Source organism: Sphaerisporangium corydalis (assembly GCF_025506355.1).
In the GTDB taxonomy this organism is placed as follows: Bacteria; Actinomycetota; Actinomycetes; order Streptosporangiales; family Streptosporangiaceae; genus Sphaerisporangium; species Sphaerisporangium corydalis.
On the sequence record NZ_JANZYP010000030.1, the window covers coordinates 81,643 to 99,215 of the forward strand.

The following is a 17,573-nucleotide window of genomic DNA, read 5'->3' on the forward strand; positions in this document are numbered from 1 at the left end:
GCACGACATGACGAGACTCCCGCTGTCGACCGCGCAATGGGGGATCTGGTTCGCCGGCCAGCTGGGCTCGTCGAACGAGCTGATGAACTGGGGCGAGTACCTGGAGATCCACGGGCGGATCGACCCCGCGCTGTTCGAGTCCGCGCTGCGGCGCGCGGTGCGGGAGACCGACGCGCTGAACGTGCGGTTCGCCGTGGACCAGGACGGCGACCCGTACCAGGTGGTCGTGCCCGATCGCCCCGTGCCCTTCGCGGTCGTCGACCTGAGCGGCCGGCCGGACGCGGTCGCCCAGGCCGAGGCGTGGATGCGCGCCGACATGGAGTGCGCGGTCGACATCGGCAGGGACGTCCTGTTCAACGAGGTGCTCTTCAAGATCGCCGAGGATCGCTTCCTGTGGTACTGGCGCCTGCACCACCTGATCATGGACGGGTTCGGCCACTCGCTGTTCGTCCAGCGGGTCGCCGCGCTGTACACGGCCCTGGAACGGGACGAGCCGGCCGCCGGCACCCCGTTCGGGTCGCTGACCGAGCTGCTGGCCGAGGAGCTCGGCTACCTCGGGTCCGGCGAGATCGCCGCGGACCGGGACTTCTGGCGCGAGCGGCTGGCCGGGAACCCCGTCCCCGTCACGCTCGGGCGGCCCGCGATGGAGGGCACGACCAGGATCCTGCGCACCACCCACCACCTGCCGGCGGCCGACCTCGGCCGGATGCGCGCCCTGGCGGAAGAACTGGGCGTGAAGTGGTCGCGGCTGCTGGTCGCCGCCATGGCCGCCTACCTGCACCGCGTCACCGGGTCGCGGGACGTGGTGATGAGCCTGCCGGTGACCGGCCGCGCGACCGCCACCGCGCTCACCGTGCCGTGCATGATGTCCAAGGTCGTGCCCTTCCGGGTGACCGTGCGCCCGGACCTGACGCTGCGTGAGCTGGTGGCGCGGGTGGGCGACGAGGTCCGCGACGTGCTGGAACACCAGCGGTACCGCGTGGAGGACCTGCGCAGGAACCTGTCACTGCCCGGCGGCAGGACCATGTTCTTCGGCGCCCTGATCAACATCATGCGGTTCCGGCAGAACGCGCGGTTCGGGGACCGGGAGACCACCCTGCACCACTTCATGAGCGGGCGCGTCGAGGACGTGCAGATCGTGATGGACGGCCGGGCCGGCGACGGCGGCCTGCGCGTCGATTTCGACGCCAGCCCCGAGGCGTGCGACGCCGACGAGTTCGCCGTGCAGGAACGCAACTTCCTGACCTTCCTGCGCTCCCTGCTGGACTCGCCCGCCGACCGCCTGGTCGGCGACATCGCCCTGCTCACCCCCGCCGGCCGGGAGCGCATGATCGGCCTGAGCCAGGGCGCGCTCGGGACGCGCGCCCAGGCGGGCGTCCACACGCTGTTCGAACGGCAGGCGGCGGCCTGCCCCGACGCCGTCGCGCTGGTGTCGGGCGACCGGCGGATCAGCTACGCGCGCCTGGACGTCTCGGCCGACCGCCTGGCCTCGGCCCTGACCCGGGCGGGCGTACGGCCGGGGTCGGTGGTCGGCGTCCACCTGGAACGCGGCCCCGACCTGATCGCCGCCCTGCTCGGCGTGCTGAAGGCGGGCGCCGCCTACACCCTGCTCGACCCCGCCTTCCCCGCGGACCGGCTGTCGCTCGTGCTCCGCGACGCCGGCGCCCGGATCGTGGTCACCACCCGCGCGCTGCGGGACGCCACCGCCCTGGACGCCACCCCGCTGCTGGTGGAGGACCACGCGGACGCCTCGCCGGTCGCCGGCCCCGGCGTCACCGTCCGCCCCGGGGACCTGGCGTGCGTCATGTTCACCTCCGGGTCCACCGGCAGGCCGAAGGGGGTGGCCGCGCCGCACAGGGCGCTGGTGACCACCTTCCTCGGCCAGGAGTACGCGGGCTTCGGCCCCGGCCAGGTGTGGCTGCAGTCCTCCCCGGTGTCGTGGGACGCGTTCGCGCTGGAGGTGTTCGGCGCGCTGCTGCACGGCGGCACCTGCGTCCTGCCGCAGGGGCGGCGGACCGACCTGTCGGAGATCGCGGCCCTGGTCGCCGGGCACGGGGTGACCGTGCTGCAACTGTCGGCGGGCCTGTTCAACGCGCTGCTGGACGAGCGGCCCGAGGTGTTCGGCTCGCTGCGCGTGGCGATGACCGCCGGCGACGTCGCGTCGGTCGCGCACGTCCGCAGGGCGCTGCGGGACTTCCCCGGCCTGGTGCTGCTCAATGGCTACGGGCCGGTGGAGAGCATGGGGTTCACCACCTGCCACCGCATCACCGAGGCGGACGCGGACCGCCCGTCCATCCCCGTCGGCCACCCGCTCGCCGGCAAGAGCGCCCTGGTGCTGGACGCGAACCTCGGCGTGGTCCCCGTCGGCGTGGTCGGCGAGCTGTACGTCGCCGGCGGCGGCCTGGCGCGCGGGTACGCGGGCCGTCCAGGGCTGACCTCGGCCCGGTTCGTGGCCCACCCGCACGACGCGGCCGGCGCGCGCATGTACCGCACCGGCGACCTGGCGCGGTGGCGGGCCGATGGCGTGCTGGAGTTCGTCGGCCGGGCCGACGACCAGGTGAAGGTGCGCGGCTTCCGGGTCGAACCCGGCGAGGTCGAGACCGCGCTGCGCGAGGTCCCCGGGGTCGCCGACGCCGCCGTCACGGTGAACGCCGACGCCTCGGGCGGCCAGCGGCTCGTGGGCTACCTGGTCGGCGAGGCCGACGCGGGTACGGTGCGGGCCGCGCTGGCCTCGGCCCTGCCGGAGTACCTGGTCCCGTCGGTGTTCGTGCCGATGGACGCGCTGCCGCTGACCCCCAACGGCAAGCTGGACCGGCGGGCCCTGCCCGCCCCCACGTTCGAGGGGACCGCCTCGGGCCAGGGGCCGCGCGACCCCCGCGAGGAGATCCTGTGCGGGCTGTTCGCCGAGGTGCTCGGGCTGGCGTCGGTCGGTGTCCATGACAGCTTCTTCGACCTTGGCGGGCACTCGCTGCTGGCCACCCGGCTGATCTCGCGGATCCGCTCGGCCCTGAACATCGAGCTGGGCGTGCGCGACCTGTTCGACGCGCCGACCGTGGCCGGCATCGCGGCGGCCGTCGCCCCCGGCCGGGCCCGGCACGCGCGTCCGGTTTCGGGCGCGCGGCCCGAGCTGGTGCCGCTGTCGTCGGCGCAGCAGCGGCTCTGGTTCCTGCACGAGTGGGAGGGCCCCAGCGCCACCTACAACGTGCCCATGAGCGTGCGGCTGACCGGTGACCTCGACGTCGAGGCGCTGCGCGCGGCGATCGGCGACGTGGTGGCCAGGCACGAGAGCCTGCGCACGGTCTTCCCCGCCGTGGACGGCCTGCCGTACCAGAAGGTGGTGGACGCGGGCCCGGTCGTCGAGGTGGCCGCCGTCGCCGGGCCGGATCTGGCGGAGGCGCTGTCGCGTGAGGCGCGGCGGCCGTTCGACCTGGCGGCCGAGGCGCCGATCCGGGCGCGGATCTTCAGCACGGGCCCGCGGGAGCACGTGCTGACGCTGGTCATGCACCACATCACCTCCGACGGCTGGTCCACCGGGGTGCTGTGCCGCGACCTGTCCCACGCCTACACCGCCCGGTGCGCCGGGCGGTCGCCGGTGTGGTCGCCGCTGCCGGTGCAGTACGCCGACTACACGTTGTGGCAGCACGAGCTGCTGGGCGACGAGCGGGACCCCGCGAGCCTGGCCGCCGGGCAGCTCGCCTTCTGGTCCGCCGAGCTGGCGGACCTGCCCGAGCGGCTCACCCTGCCCACCGACCGGCCCCGCCCGGCGCGCGCCGGGTACGACGGCGCCCACCTGCCGTTCACCGTCCCGGCGGAGCTGCACGCCGGGCTGGCGCGGCTGGCCCGCGAGTCGCACGCCACCCTGTTCATGGTGGTCCAGGCCGGTCTTGCGGCATTGCTGACCCGGCTCGGCGCGGGCACCGACATCCCGATCGGCACCCCCATCGCCGGCCGCACCGACGACGCGCTGAACGAGCTCGTCGGGTTCTTCGTCAACACCCTGGTCCTGCGGACCGACACCGGCGGCCGTCCCACCTTCCGCGAGCTGATCGACCGGGTACGCGCCACCGACCTGGCCGCCTACGAACACCAGGACCTGCCCTTCGAACGACTGGTCGAGGCGCTCAACCCGGTGCGCAGCGCCACCCACCACCCGCTGTTCCAGACCATGCTCGTCCTGAACACCACCACCCTCCACGAGCTCGACCTGCCCGGCCTGCGGGCCGAGGAGCTGCCGGCCGACTTCCAGGTCGCCAAGTTCGACCTCACCGTGGCCCTCACCGAACACCACGACGACCACGGCCGCCCCACCGGCATCGACGGCGTCATCGAATACGCCACCGACCTGTTCGACCAGGCCACCGTCGCCGCCACCGCCGACCGCTTCCTGCGCCTGCTCGGGGCGATGGTGGCGGACTCCGCCCAGCCCATCAGCGCGCCCGACGTGCTCACCCCCGGCGAGCGGGAACGCGTCCTGGTCGGCTGGAACGCCACGGCCGCCACCGAGTACCCGACCGGCGCGTGCGCCCACGAGCTGTTCGAATGGCGCGCCCGCGTCGACCCCGAAGCGGTCGCGGTCGTGCACGGCGACCGCCGGTTCACCTACGCCGAGCTGGACGCGCGCGCCGACCGGCTCGCCGCCGTCCTGACCGCGCGCGGGGTGACGCTGGAACACCGCGTCGCCCTGGCGATGCCGAGCTCGGACCTGTGGGTCACCGCGATCCTCGCCGTGCTCAAGGCCGGTGCCGCGTTCGTGCCCATCGACCCCGGCTACCCCGCCGAGCGCGTCCGCTACATGCTCGGCGACGCCGCCCCCGTGCTCCTGCTGAGCACGTCCGAATGGGCCGGGGGACTGCCCGAGACCACCACCCCCGTGCTGCTGCTCGACGACCCCGCGACCTTCGGCCCCGCCGCGTTCGATCCCGCGACCTTCGACCCTGCGCGGGACGCGCCCCGGGACCGGCCCGCCCCGATGCTCGCCAACGCCGCCTACGTCATCTACACCTCGGGGTCGAGCGGCCGGCCCAAGGGCGTCATCGTCTCGCACGCCGGGATCGGGGCCATCGTGGCGGGCCAGATCCACCGCCAGGAGGTCGGTCCGGGCAGCAAGATCCTTCAGCTCGTCTCCACGAGCTTCGACGCCGCCCTGTGGGACCTGTTCGGCGCGGTGCTGTCCGGCGCGACCCTCGTGCTGCCCGCCGGCGAACGCCCCCTCGGCCGCGACCTGGTCGACTACGTGGCCCGGCACGGCGTCACCCACGTGGCGCTGCCGCCGGCCGTGGTCGCCGACCTGCCCGGCCTGCCGCCGGGCGTCGCGGTGACCGTCAGCGGCGAGGCGTGCCCCCCTCGGCTGGCCGCCACCTGGTCGGCCGGGCGCCGGCTGTTCAACGGCTACGGCCCCACCGAGGCGACCATCGGCGCGACCATGTGGGAGTGCGAGCCGGGCCGAGCCCCGAACCCCGTCCCCATCGGCACCCCGCTGATCGGCAAGCGGGTCTACGTCCTGGACGCGAACCTCGGCCCGGTGCCCGCGGGCGTGGTGGGCGAGCTGTACCTCGGCGGCGGGGGGCTGGCGCGCGGGTACGCGGGCCGCCCCGGCCTGACCTCGGAACGGTTCGTCGCGTGCCCGTTCGGGGAGACGGGGGCGCGCATGTACCGCACGGGCGACCTCGCGCGGTGGCGGCCCGACGGCGTGCTGGAGTTCGCCGGCCGGGCCGACGACCAGGTGAAGGTGCGCGGGTTCCGCATCGAGCTGGGCGAGGTGGAGACCGCCCTGCGCGAGGCCCCCGGGGTGCGGGCCGCCGCCGTCGTCGTGCACACCGCCGCGTCGGGCGACCGGCGCCTGGTCGGGTACGTCGCGGGCGAGACCGAGGTGGCGGCGGTGCGCGCGGCGGTGGCCGCGATCCTGCCGGAGTACATGGTCCCCGCCGCGTTCGTCCTGATGGACGCGCTGCCGCTGACACCGAACGGCAAGCTGGACCGGCGTGCGCTGCCGGAGCCCGTGTTCGACGGGCTCGGGGCCGGCCGGGGGCCGCGTACCCCGGCGGAGGAGATCTTGTGCGGGTTGTTCGCCGAGGTGCTGGGGGTGGGGTCGGTCGGGATCGATGACGGGTTCTTCGATCTGGGTGGGCATTCGTTGCTGGCGACGCGGTTGATCTCGCGTATTCGTTCGTCGCTGGGTGTGGAGCTGGGGGTGCGTGAGTTGTTCGGCGCGCCGACGGTGGCGGGGGTCGCCGGGTTGCTGGGTTCTGATCGGGCACGTCGTGCCGCGCCCGCTCCGGTCGCGCGTCCCGAACGGGTGCCGCTGTCGTTCGCCCAGCAGCGGCTGTGGTTCCTGCACGAGTGGGAGGGTCCCAGCGCCACCTACAACGTGCCGATGAGCGTCCGGCTGACCGGTGACCTCGACGTGGAGGCGCTGCGCGCGGCGATCGGCGACGTGGTGGCCAGGCACGAGAGCCTGCGCACGGTGTTCCTGACGGTGGACGGCCACCCGTACCAGCAGGTCGTGGACGCGGGACCGCAGGTCGAGCTGGCGGAGGTCACCGAGAAGGAGCTGGATCGCGCCCTGTCGGCGGCCGCGCACCGGCCGTTCGACCTGGCGGCCGAGGTGCCCGTCCGGGGACTGATCCTGCGGATCGGCCCGCGCGACCACGTGCTGGTGCTGGTGATGCACCACATCGCCGCCGACGGCTGGTCGATGACCCCGCTGGCCCGCGACCTGTCGGCGGCCTACACCGCGCGCTGCGCGGGCGGCCCGCCAGAGTGGCCGCCGCTGCCGGTGCAGTACGCCGACTACACGCTGTGGCAGCGTGACCTGCTCGGCGACGAGCGGGACCCCGCGAGCCTGGCGGCCGGGCAGCTCGGCTTCTGGTCGGCCGAGCTGGCGGGCCTCCCCGAGCGGCTCGACCTGCCCGCCGACCGGCCGCGCCCGGCCGTGTCGTCCTATCGGGGCGCCCGCCTGCCGTTCACGATCCCGGCGGAACTGCACGCGGCCCTGACGGGCCTGGCCCGCGAGTCGCACGCCACCCTGTTCATGGTGGTCCAGGCCGGTCTCGCAGCATTGCTGACCCGGCTCGGGGCGGGGACCGACATCCCGATCGGCACCCCCATCGCCGGGCGCACCGACGACGCGCTGGACGACCTGGTCGGGTTCTTCGTCAACACGCTGGTGCTGCGCACCGGCACCGGCGGCCGTCCCACCTTCCGCGAGCTGATCGACCGGGTACGCGCCGCCGACCTGGCCGCCTACGAACACCAGGACCTGCCCTTCGAACGGCTCGTCGAGGCGCTCAACCCCGTACGCAGCGCCACCCACCACCCGCTGTTCCAGACCATGCTCGTGCTGGACACCACCGCCCCCGCCCACGCGCTCGACCTGCCCGGCCTGCGGTCAGGCGAGGCGCCGATCGGCTTCGACATCGCCAAGTTCGACCTCACCGTGGCCCTCACCGAGCGCCACGACGAGCACGGCCGCCCCACCGGCATCGACGGCGTCATCGAATACGCCACCGACCTGTTCGACCGCGCCACCGTCGCCGCCACCGCCGGCCGCTTCGTGCGCCTGCTCCAGGCGATGGCCGATGACCCCGGGTCGCGGCCCGGCCGGGCCGACGTCCTGACGCCCGGCGAGCGGGAACTGGCCGGGACCGGCATCTACGTGTTGAACGGCGAGCTGAGCCCGGTCCCGGCCGGCGCGGTGGGCGAGCTGTACGTCTCGGGCTCCTACCTCGCGCCCGACGACACCGACTGGCCGGGCACCACCGCGCAACGGTTCGTCGCCGACCCGTTCGACCAGGCCGGCGGCCGGATGTGCCGCACCGGCGACCTGGTGCGCCGCCGCCCGGACGGGACGCTGGAGTTCGTCCCCCCGGCCGGCGCGCCCGCACCCGAGCCGGAGACCGCACCGGCAGGGCGGGGCCCGCGCGACCTGCGCGAGGAGATCCTCTGCCGGCTGTTCGCCGAGGTGCTCGGGGTGCCGTCCGTCGGCATCGACGACAACTTCTTCGCCCTGGGCGGGTACTCGCTGCTGGCCACCCGGCTGATCTCGCGGATCAGGTCCACCCTCGGCGCCGAGGTGAACATCAGGGACCTGTTCACCACGCCGACCGTGGCCGGGCTCGTCGCGGGATCGATCGACGGCGGCACGGTCCGCCCGGCCCTGGCCCCGGTGCGGCGGCCCGCCGTGCTGCCGCTGTCGTTCGCCCAGCAACGGCTGTGGTTCCTGCGCGAATGGGAGGGACCCAGTGCGAACTACAACATCCCGGTCGCCGTACGGCTGACGGGACGGCTGGACGCCGAGGCGCTGATCGCCGCCCTCGGCGACGTCTTCGCCCGGCACGAGAGCCTGCGGACCCTGTTCCCCGCCGTGGGCGGCGTCCCCCGCCAGCGGATCGTGGACGCCGAGCTGGCCAGGCCCTTCTTCTCGGTACGCCCCTGCGCCGAGGCCGACCTGCCCGAGGCCGTCGACCGGGCGATGGGCCACGTCTTCGACCTGGCCGCCGAGCTTCCGCTGCGGGCGTGGCTGTTCACCCTGGGCCCCGCCGACCAGGTGCTCGTGCTGGTCATGCACCACATCGCCGGCGACGGCCTGTCGACCGACGTGCTCTGCCGCGACCTGGCCGCCGCCTACACCGCGCGCCGCTCCGGCGGCGCGCCGCGGTGGCCGGCGCTGCCCGTCCAGTACGCCGACTACACGCTGTGGCAGCGCGAACTGCTCGGCGAGGCCGGCGACCCCGGCAGCGTGTTCGCCACCCAGCTCGGCTTCTGGTCCGCCCGGCTGGCCGGCGTCCCCGACCGGCTGGAGCTCCCGGCCGACCGGCCGCGTCCCGCCACGCCGAGCCACCAGGGCGGCCTGGTCGAGATGGAGCTGGACGCCGGGCTGCACGCGCGGCTCGCCGCGCTGGCCAGGGAGACCGACAGCACGATGTTCATGGTGCTGCAGGTGGCCCTGGCCGTGCTGCTGACCCGGCTCGGCGCGGGCACCGACATCCCCATCGGCACCCCGGTCGCCGGGCGCACCGACGACGCGGTGGAGGACCTGGTCGGGTTCTTCGTCAACACCCTGGTGCTGCGCACCGACACCTCCGGCCGCCCCACGTTCCGCGAGCTGATCGGCAGGGTGCGGGAGGCCGACCTGGAGGCGTTCGCCCACCAGGACCTGCCCTTCGAGGGCCTGGTCGAGGCGCTCAACCCGGTGCGCTCGGCCGCGCACCACCCGCTGTTCCAGGTGATGCTCGTGCTGCGCAACGACGACCCGGCCACCGTCGAACTGCCCGGGCTGCGCTCGGCGGAGTTCCCGGTCGGCTTCGGGGTCGCCAAGTTCGACCTCACGCTCGGGCTGGCGGAACGGTACGACGCCGACGGCCGCGCCCTCGGCCTGCGCGGCGGGCTGGAGTACAGCACCGACCTGTTCGACGAGGGCACCGCGCGGTCCATGGCCCGGCGCCTGCACCACCTGCTCGCCGCCGTCACCGCCGACCCCGACCAGCCGGTACTCGGCGTCGACCTGCTCACCCCCGGCGAGCGCCACCAGGTCCTGGCGGAGTGGCACGGCGCCGGCGCCGAACCGGCCCCCGGGCCCGTCCACGAGCTGATCGGGCGGCGCGCCGCCCTGACCCCGGACGCGACCGCGCTGGCCGGCGGGGACGGCACCGTCAGCTACGCCGGCCTGGTCGCCGGCGCCGACCGGCTGGCCGGCCACCTGCTGGCGCTGTCGGCGGAACCGGAACAGGTGGTCGCGGTCCTGCTGGACCCGGCCGCCGACCTGGTGATCGCGATGCTCGGGATCCTCACGGCGGGCAAGGCGTTCCTGCTGCTCGACCCGGCGACCCCCGAGGCGCGGCTGGAGTCGATCCTCGCCGACGCGGGCGCCCGGGTCGTGCTCACCACCCGGGCGCGGGCCCGCGCGTGGGAGGGCGGCGGCCGTACCGTGCTGTGCGCCGACGACGGCTCCATCGGCGGGCCGGTCCCCGACGGCGGGTTCCCCGCCGTGGACCCGGCCCGGCTGGCCTGCGTGTTCTTCACCTCGGGCACCACCAACAGGCCCAAGGGCTCGGCGTTCGCGCACGGCGAGCTGGCGCGGTACGCCCTCGACGTCGCCCGCGTCCTTGACCTGTCCGAGGGTGACCGGTTCCTTCAGGTCGCCCGGGTGTCGTTCGACGTGATCCTGGAGGAGGTGCTGCCGGCGCTGCTGGCCGGGGCGTGCGTGGTGCTCCCCGGCTCCTCGGTGCTCACCTCCGTCGCCGACCTCACCGGCCACATCGAGGAGCACGGCGTCACCGGCATGGAGGTGACCACGCCGTACTGGCACGCGTGGGTCGACGCGCTCACCGACGAGGGGCGGCGGCTTCCCGAGACGCTCCGCTTCGTCATCATCGGCGGCGAGCGGGTCTCACCCGACCACGTCGCCCGGTGGCGCCTGCTGGGCGGCACCCGGCTGATCAACGTGTACGGCCTGACCGAGGCGACCGTCACCTCGACCGTGCACGAGCTCACCGCCGACGACGAGGGGGCGCTCCCCATCGGCCGCCCGCTGCCCGGCGTCCGGCCGTTCGTCCTGGACGAGGCCCTCGGCGCCGTGCCGGCGGGCGTGGTGGGCGAGCTGTACCTCGGCGGCGGCGGGCTGGCGCGCGGGTACGTGGGCCGTCCCGGCCTGACCTCGGGACGGTTCGTGGCCTGCCCCTTCGGCCCCGGCGGCGCGCGGATGTACCGGACCGGGGACCTGGTGCGGTGGCGGGCCGACGGGGTGCTGGAGTTCGTCGGCCGGGCCGACGACCAGGTGAAGGTGCGCGGCTTCCGCATCGAGCTCGGCGAGGTCGAGGGGGCGGTGGGCACCCACCCGTCGGTCGGCCACGTGGTGGTCGTGGTGCGCGAGGACGACGCGGGCGAGCGGCGCCTCGCCGCCTACGTGGTGCCGCGCGACGGCGGTGTGGTCGACGTGCCCGCACTGCGTGGCCACGTCGCCGCGACGCTGCCCGAGTACATGGTGCCGTCGGCGTTCGTGGTGCTGGACGCGCTGCCGCTGACGGCGAACGGCAAGCTGGACCGGCGGGCGCTGCCCGCCCCGTCGTTCGAGGGCACGGCCGGCGGCCGGGCGCCGCGCGGCTCCCGCGAGGAGATCCTGTGCGGGTTGTTCGCCGAGGTGCTCGGGGTGGCGTCGGTCGGTGTCGACGACGGGTTCTTCGACCTGGGCGGGCATTCGTTGCTGGCCACCCGGCTGATCTCACGCATCCGGACGTCGCTCGGCATGGAGCTGAGCGTGCGGGACCTGTTCGCCTCGCCGACCGTGGCCGGGATCGCCCGCCGCGAGAGCGTGCGCGCCGTCCGCCCCGCGCCGGTGCCGGTCGCCCGTCCCGAGCGGGTGCCGCTGTCGTTCGCCCAGCGGCGGCTGTGGTTCCTGCACGAGTGGGAGGGGCCGAGCGCCACCTGGAATGTGCCGATGAGCGTCCGGCTGCGCGGTGACCTCGACGTCGAGGCCCTGCGCGCGGCGATCGGCGACGTGGTGGACCGCCACGAGAGCCTGCGCACGGTGTTCTCGACGGTGGACGGCCTGCCGTACCAGCGGGTCGTGGACGCCGGCCCGGTCGTGGACCTGGTTGAGGTGACCGGGGAGGAGCTGCCCGGCGCGCTCTCGGCGGTCGCGCACCAGGCGTTCGACCTGGCGGGCGAGGTGCCGATCCGGGGCCGGATCCTGCGGGCCGGCCCGCGCGATCACGTGCTGGTGCTGGTGATGCACCACATCGCCGCCGACGGCTGGTCGATGGCCCCGCTGGCCCGCGACCTGTCCCGTGCCTACACCGCGCGATGCGCGGGAGAGGCTCCGGCGTGGCCGCCGCCGCCGGTGCAGTACGCCGACTACACGCTGTGGCAGCACGAGCTGCTCGGCGACGAGCGGGACGCCACGAGCCTGGCCGCCGGCCAGCTCGGTTTCTGGTCGGCGGCCCTTGAGGGGATCCCCGACCAGCTCGCGCTGCCCGCCGACCGGCCGCGTCCGGCGGTGTCGTCCTACCAGGGCGGCCAGGTGCCGTTGACGGTCCCGGCCGACCTGCACGCCGGGCTCGCGCGGCTGGCCCGCGAGTCGCACGCCACCCTGTTCATGGTGGTCCAGGCCGGTCTGGCGGCCCTGCTCACCCGGCTGGGCGCGGGCACCGACATCCCGATCGGCACCCCGATCGCGGGTCGTACCGACGACGCGCTGGACGACCTGGTCGGGTTCTTCCTGAACACGCTGGTCCTGCGCACCGACACCGGCGGGCGTCCCACGTTCCGTGAGCTGGTCGGCCGGGTGCGCGCCACCGACCTGGCGGCCTTCGAGCACCAGGACCTGCCGTTCGAACGGCTGGTCGAGGCGCTCAACCCGGTACGAAGCGCCACCCACCACCCGCTGTTCCAGACCATGCTCGTGCTCAACAACGACGGCGCGTTCGACCTGCCCATGCCCGGGGTCACCGCGACCCCCGAGCCGGCCGGCACCCTGACCGCGAAGTTCGACCTGCTGTTCACCTTCGAGGAGCGGCGGGCCGAGGACGGCTCGCCCGCCGGCATGGCCGGCGCGATCGAGTACAGCACCGACCTGTTCGACGCCGAGACGGTCGAGCGGGTGGGCGTCAGGCTGCTGCGCCTGCTGGCGGCCATGGCCGCCGACCCCGACCGGCGCATCGGCGCGGCGGAGCTGCTGTCGGCGGGGGAGCGGGCGGCGCTGCTGCCCGGCTGGGACGACGCGGCCGGGCCGGAGACGCTCGCCGAGATGGTCCAGGCACGGGTGGCGGCCACCCCGGACGCGGTCGCGGTGATCTCCGGCGAGATCTCGCTCACCTACGCCGAGCTGAACGCCCGCGCCAACCGGCTGGCCCGGCGTCTGGTGGCGCAGGGCGTGGGGCCGGAGTCCGTCGTGGGGGTCGCCCTGCCGCGCTCCGAGCACCTGATGATCGCGCTCCTGGCCGTGCTCAAGGCCGGCGGGGTGTACCTGCCGATCGACCTGGACCTCCCCGCCTCACGGATCGCCTACCTCATGGAGGACGCCCGCCCGGCCCTGGTCCTCACCGCCGAACAGGTCGGCGAGGAACTCTCCGGTCCCGGCGACGACCTGGACATACCGATGTCCGTGCGCAACCCGGCCTCCCTGATCTACACCTCCGGGTCCACCGGACGGCCCAAGGGCGTGCTGGCCGACCACCGGGGCGTGCGCAACCACCTGCGCGCCCAGGTGGCCGTCGTGGAGATGACCTCGTCGGACCTGGTGGCGTTCACCGCCCCGCTCTCGTTCGTGATCTCCATGTGGCAGGCGCTGGCACCCCTGTCGGCCGGTGCCACGCTGACGATCATCGGCAAGGACGTCGCCGGTGACCCCGTGCGGCTGTTCCAGGCCGTGGCCGAGCAGGGGGTGACGGTGTTGCAGGTCGTGCCGTCGCTGCTGCGCGCGGCCATGGACGCCTGGGCCGAGGACGCCGCTCCGCCGGCCCTGCCGTCGCTGCGCCGGCTGGTGGTCACCGGGGAGGCGCTGCCCGCCGACCTGTGCGCCCGCTGGTTCGCCGTCTTCCCCGGCGTTCCCCTGGTCAACGCCTTCGGCGCCACCGAGATCTCCGACGACGTCTCCCACGCCACCATCACCGCCGGCACCGTACTCGACCGGTTCACGGCGCCCGTCGGCACCGCGATCAGCGGCGACGCGATGTACGTCCTGGACGAGGAACTGCGGCCGGTGCCGCCGGGCGTGGTCGCCGAGCTGTACCTGGCCGGGCTGGGCCTGGCCCGGGGCTACCTCGACCGGCCGGGGCTGACCGCCGGACGGTTCGTGGCCTGCCCGTTCGGGGAGCCGGGGGAGCGGATGTACCGCACCGGCGACCTGGTCCGGTGGACCAGGGACGGGGTCGCGGAGTTCGTCGGGCGCACCGACGACCAGGTGAAGATCCGCGGGTTCCGCGTCGAACTCGGCGAGGTCGAGGCCGCGCTGCGCGCCGTCCCCGGCGTGCGGAACGCCGCCGCCGGCTTCCACCCCGACGCCTCCGGCGGCCCGCGCCTGGTGGGCTACCTCGCCGGCGAGGTGGCGATCGACGCCGTCCGGGCGGAGGTCGCCACCGTCCTGCCCGAGTACATGGTCCCCTCGGTGTTCGTGCCGATGGACGCGCTGCCGCTCACGCCCAACGGGAAACTGGACCGCCGGGCGCTGCCCGCCCCGTCACCCGAGGGCACGGCTGGCGGCCGTACGCCGCGCGGCCCCCGCGAGGAGATCCTGTGCGGGTTGTTCGCCGAGGTGCTCGGGGTGGCGTCCGTCGGTGTCGACGACGGGTTCTTCGACCTGGGCGGGCACTCCCTGCTGGCCACCCGGCTGATCTCGCGGATCCGTTCGGCGCTCGGCGTCGAGCTGAGTGTGCGGGACCTGTTCGCCTCGCCGACCGTGGCCGGGATCGCCCGCCGCGAGAGCGTTCTGACCACCCGGCCGGCGCTGACCTCGCTCGCCAGGCCCGAGCGTGTCCCGCTGTCGTTCGCCCAGCGGCGGTTGTGGTTCCTGGGCGAGTGGGAGGGGCCGAGCGCCACCTACAACATCCCGGTGGCCGTCCGCCTGACCGGCGAGCTGGACCACCAGGCGCTGACCGCCGCGATCGGCGACGTGACGGCCAGGCACGAGACCCTGCGCACGGTGTTCCCGACGCTGGACGGCCTGCCCTACCAGCGGGTGACGGACACCGCCCCCGTCGTGGACGTGGTGGACGTCACCGAGGAGGAGCTGCCCGGGGCGGTGGCCGAGGCCGCGCACCGGCCGTTCGACCTGGCGGCCGAGGTGCCGATCCGGGCCCGGGTGTTCCGCCTCGGCCCGGCCGAGCACGTGCTGGTGCTGGTCGTGCACCACATCGCCGCCGACGGCTGGTCCATGGCCCCGCTGGCCCGCGACCTGTCGCAGGCCTACGCCGCCCGGCGCGCCGGCGCGGCACCGGGATGGGCGGCGCCGCCGGTGCAGTACGCCGACTACACCCTGTGGCAGCGCGACCTGCTCGCCGACGAGCTGGCCCGGCAGGTGCGGTACTGGACGGGCGCCCTCGAAGGGATCCCCGACCAGCTCGCGCTGCCGGCCGACCGGCCACGGCCCGCCGTCGCCACCTACCGGGGCGACGAGGTGCCCTTCGAGATCGGGCCCGGCCTGCACGCCCGGCTGCTGGCCTTCGCCCGCGCCCGGCACGTCAGCCTGTTCATGGTGATGCAGGCCGGACTCGCGGCGCTGCTGACCCGGCTCGGCGCGGGCACCGACATCCCGATCGGCACCCCGATCGCCGGGCGCACCGACGAGGCGCTGGACGACCTGGTCGGCCTGTTCGTGAACACCCTGGTCCTGCGCACCGGCACCGGCGGCGACCCCACCTTCACCGAGCTGGTCGACCGGGTCCGCGCCACCGACCTGGCCGCCTACGAGCACCAGGACCTCCCGTTCGAGCGGCTGGTCGAGCTGGCCGGCACCGCGCGCTCCACGGCCAGGCACCCGCTGTTCCAGGTGATGCTGGTCCTGCAGAACACCCCCGACGCCCACCTCGACCTCCCCGGCCTGGCGGCGGCCCCCGAGCCGGCGGGCACCCTCACCGCGAAGTTCGACCTGCTGGTCAACCTCGGGGAGCGGCAGGCCGAGGACGGCTCGCCCCAGGGCGTGACCGGCGCCATCGAGTTCAGCACCGACCTGTTCGACGCCGAGACGATCCAGGGGATGGCCGTCAGGTTCCGGCGCCTGCTCGAGGCCGTGGCCGCCGACCCCGGCGGGCGGATCGGCGACGTCGACCTGCTGCCGGCCGAGGAGCGGGAACTGGTGCTGACCGGCTGGAACGCCACCTCGGCCCCGGTGCCGGAGGCGACCCTGGCGGATCTGGTGGGCCGGCAGGTCGCGGCCACGCCGGACGCGGTCGCGGTGGTGTCGGGCGAGGTGTCGCTGACCTACGCGGAGCTGGACGCCCGCGCCGGCCGGCTGGCCCGCCGTCTGGCGGCGCGCGGCGTGGGAGCGGAGTCGGTGGTGGGGGTGGCCCTGCCGCGCTCCGAGCACCTGATGGTCGCGCTGCTGGCGGTGCTCAAGGCCGGGGCGGCGTACCTGCCGATCGACCTGGACCTTCCCGCCTCACGGGTGGCGTACCTCATGGAGGACGCCCGCCCGGCGCTGGTCCTGACCGCCGGGCAGGGCGATCTCGCGGAGAACGCCTGGCCGGCGCTGGACGTCACCTCCGAGCAGGCCGGCGATCACCCGGCGGGCCCTGACGGTGCGGGGGCCGATGGTGCGGGGGACGTGCCGGTTTCGGCGGGCAACCCGGCGTACCTGATCTACACCTCCGGGTCCACCGGGCGGCCCAAGGGCGTGCTGGTCTCCCACCGGGCGATCGTGAACCGGCTGCGCTGGATGCAGGACCAGTACGGGCTGGGCGCGGGCGACCGGGTCGTGCAGAAGACCCCCGCCACCTTCGACGTGTCGGTGTGGGAGTTCTTCTGGCCGCTGGTCGCGGGCGCCACCGTCGTGATGGCCAGGCCCGGCGGGCACCGCGACCCCGCCTACCTGGCCGAGCTGATCGACGGCGAGAGGGTGACGGTCGCGCACTTCGTGCCCTCGATGCTGGCCGCCTACCTGGCGCGGCCCGAGGCGGCCGGCGGCGGGAGCCTGCGCATGGTGTTCTGCAGCGGCGAGGCGCTGCCGATCGAGGTGGCCAGGCGGTTCGCCGCGACGTTCGGGCCGGTGGACCTGCACAACCTCTACGGTCCCACCGAGGCCGCCGTCGACGTCACCCACCACCGCTACGACCCCGCCCGCGACGCCACGAACGTCCCCATCGGCCGGCCCATCGCCAACACCGGGCTGTACGTCCTGGACGCGGCGCTGCGGCCGGTGCCGCCCGGCGTGGTCGCCGAGCTGTACCTGGCCGGGACGGGTCTGGCCAGGGGCTACCGGGACCGGCCGGGGCTGACCGCCGAGCGGTTCGTCGCGTGCCCGTTCGGGGAGCCGGGGCAGCGGATGTACCGCACCGGCGACCTGGTCCGGTGGACCAGGGACGGTGCCGTGGAGTTCGCCGGGCGCGCCGACGACCAGGTGAAGATCCGCGGGTTCCGCGTCGAGCCCGGCGAGGTTCAGGCGGCCGTCGCGGCCCACCCGCGGGTCGGGCAGGCCGTGGTGACCGTGCGGGAGGACCGGCCCGGGGACCCGCGCCTGGTCGCCTACGTGGTGCCCGCCGACGGGGACGACGTCCCCGGCACGCGTGCGCTGCGCGCCCACGCCGCCGCCGTCCTGCCGGAGTACATGGTCCCCTCGGCGTTCGTGGTCCTTCCCGGGCTGCCGCTGACGCCCAACGGCAAGCTCGACCGCCGCGCCCTGCCCGCACCCTCGACGGAGGGCACGACCGGCGGCCGGGGGCCGCGTACCCCGGCGGAGGAGATCTTGTGCGGGTTGTTCGCCGAGGTGCTGGGGGTGGGGTCGGTCGGGATCGATGACGGGTTCTTCGATCTGGGTGGGCATTCGTTGCTGGCGACGCGGTTGATCTCGCGTATTCGTTCGTCGCTGGGTGTGGAGCTGGGGGTGCGTGAGTTGTTCGGCGCGCCGACGGTGGCGGGGGTCGCCG

1 protein-coding gene is annotated in these 17,573 nt (G+C 74.8%); it reads left to right on the plus strand.

What is annotated here, in order from left to right:
• Positions 1-7: 7 nt before the first annotated feature.
• A partial coding sequence (locus NYZ98_RS21265; protein WP_262844593.1) for a non-ribosomal peptide synthase/polyketide synthase occupies positions 8-17,573 on the plus strand: 17,566 nt, incomplete at its 3' end.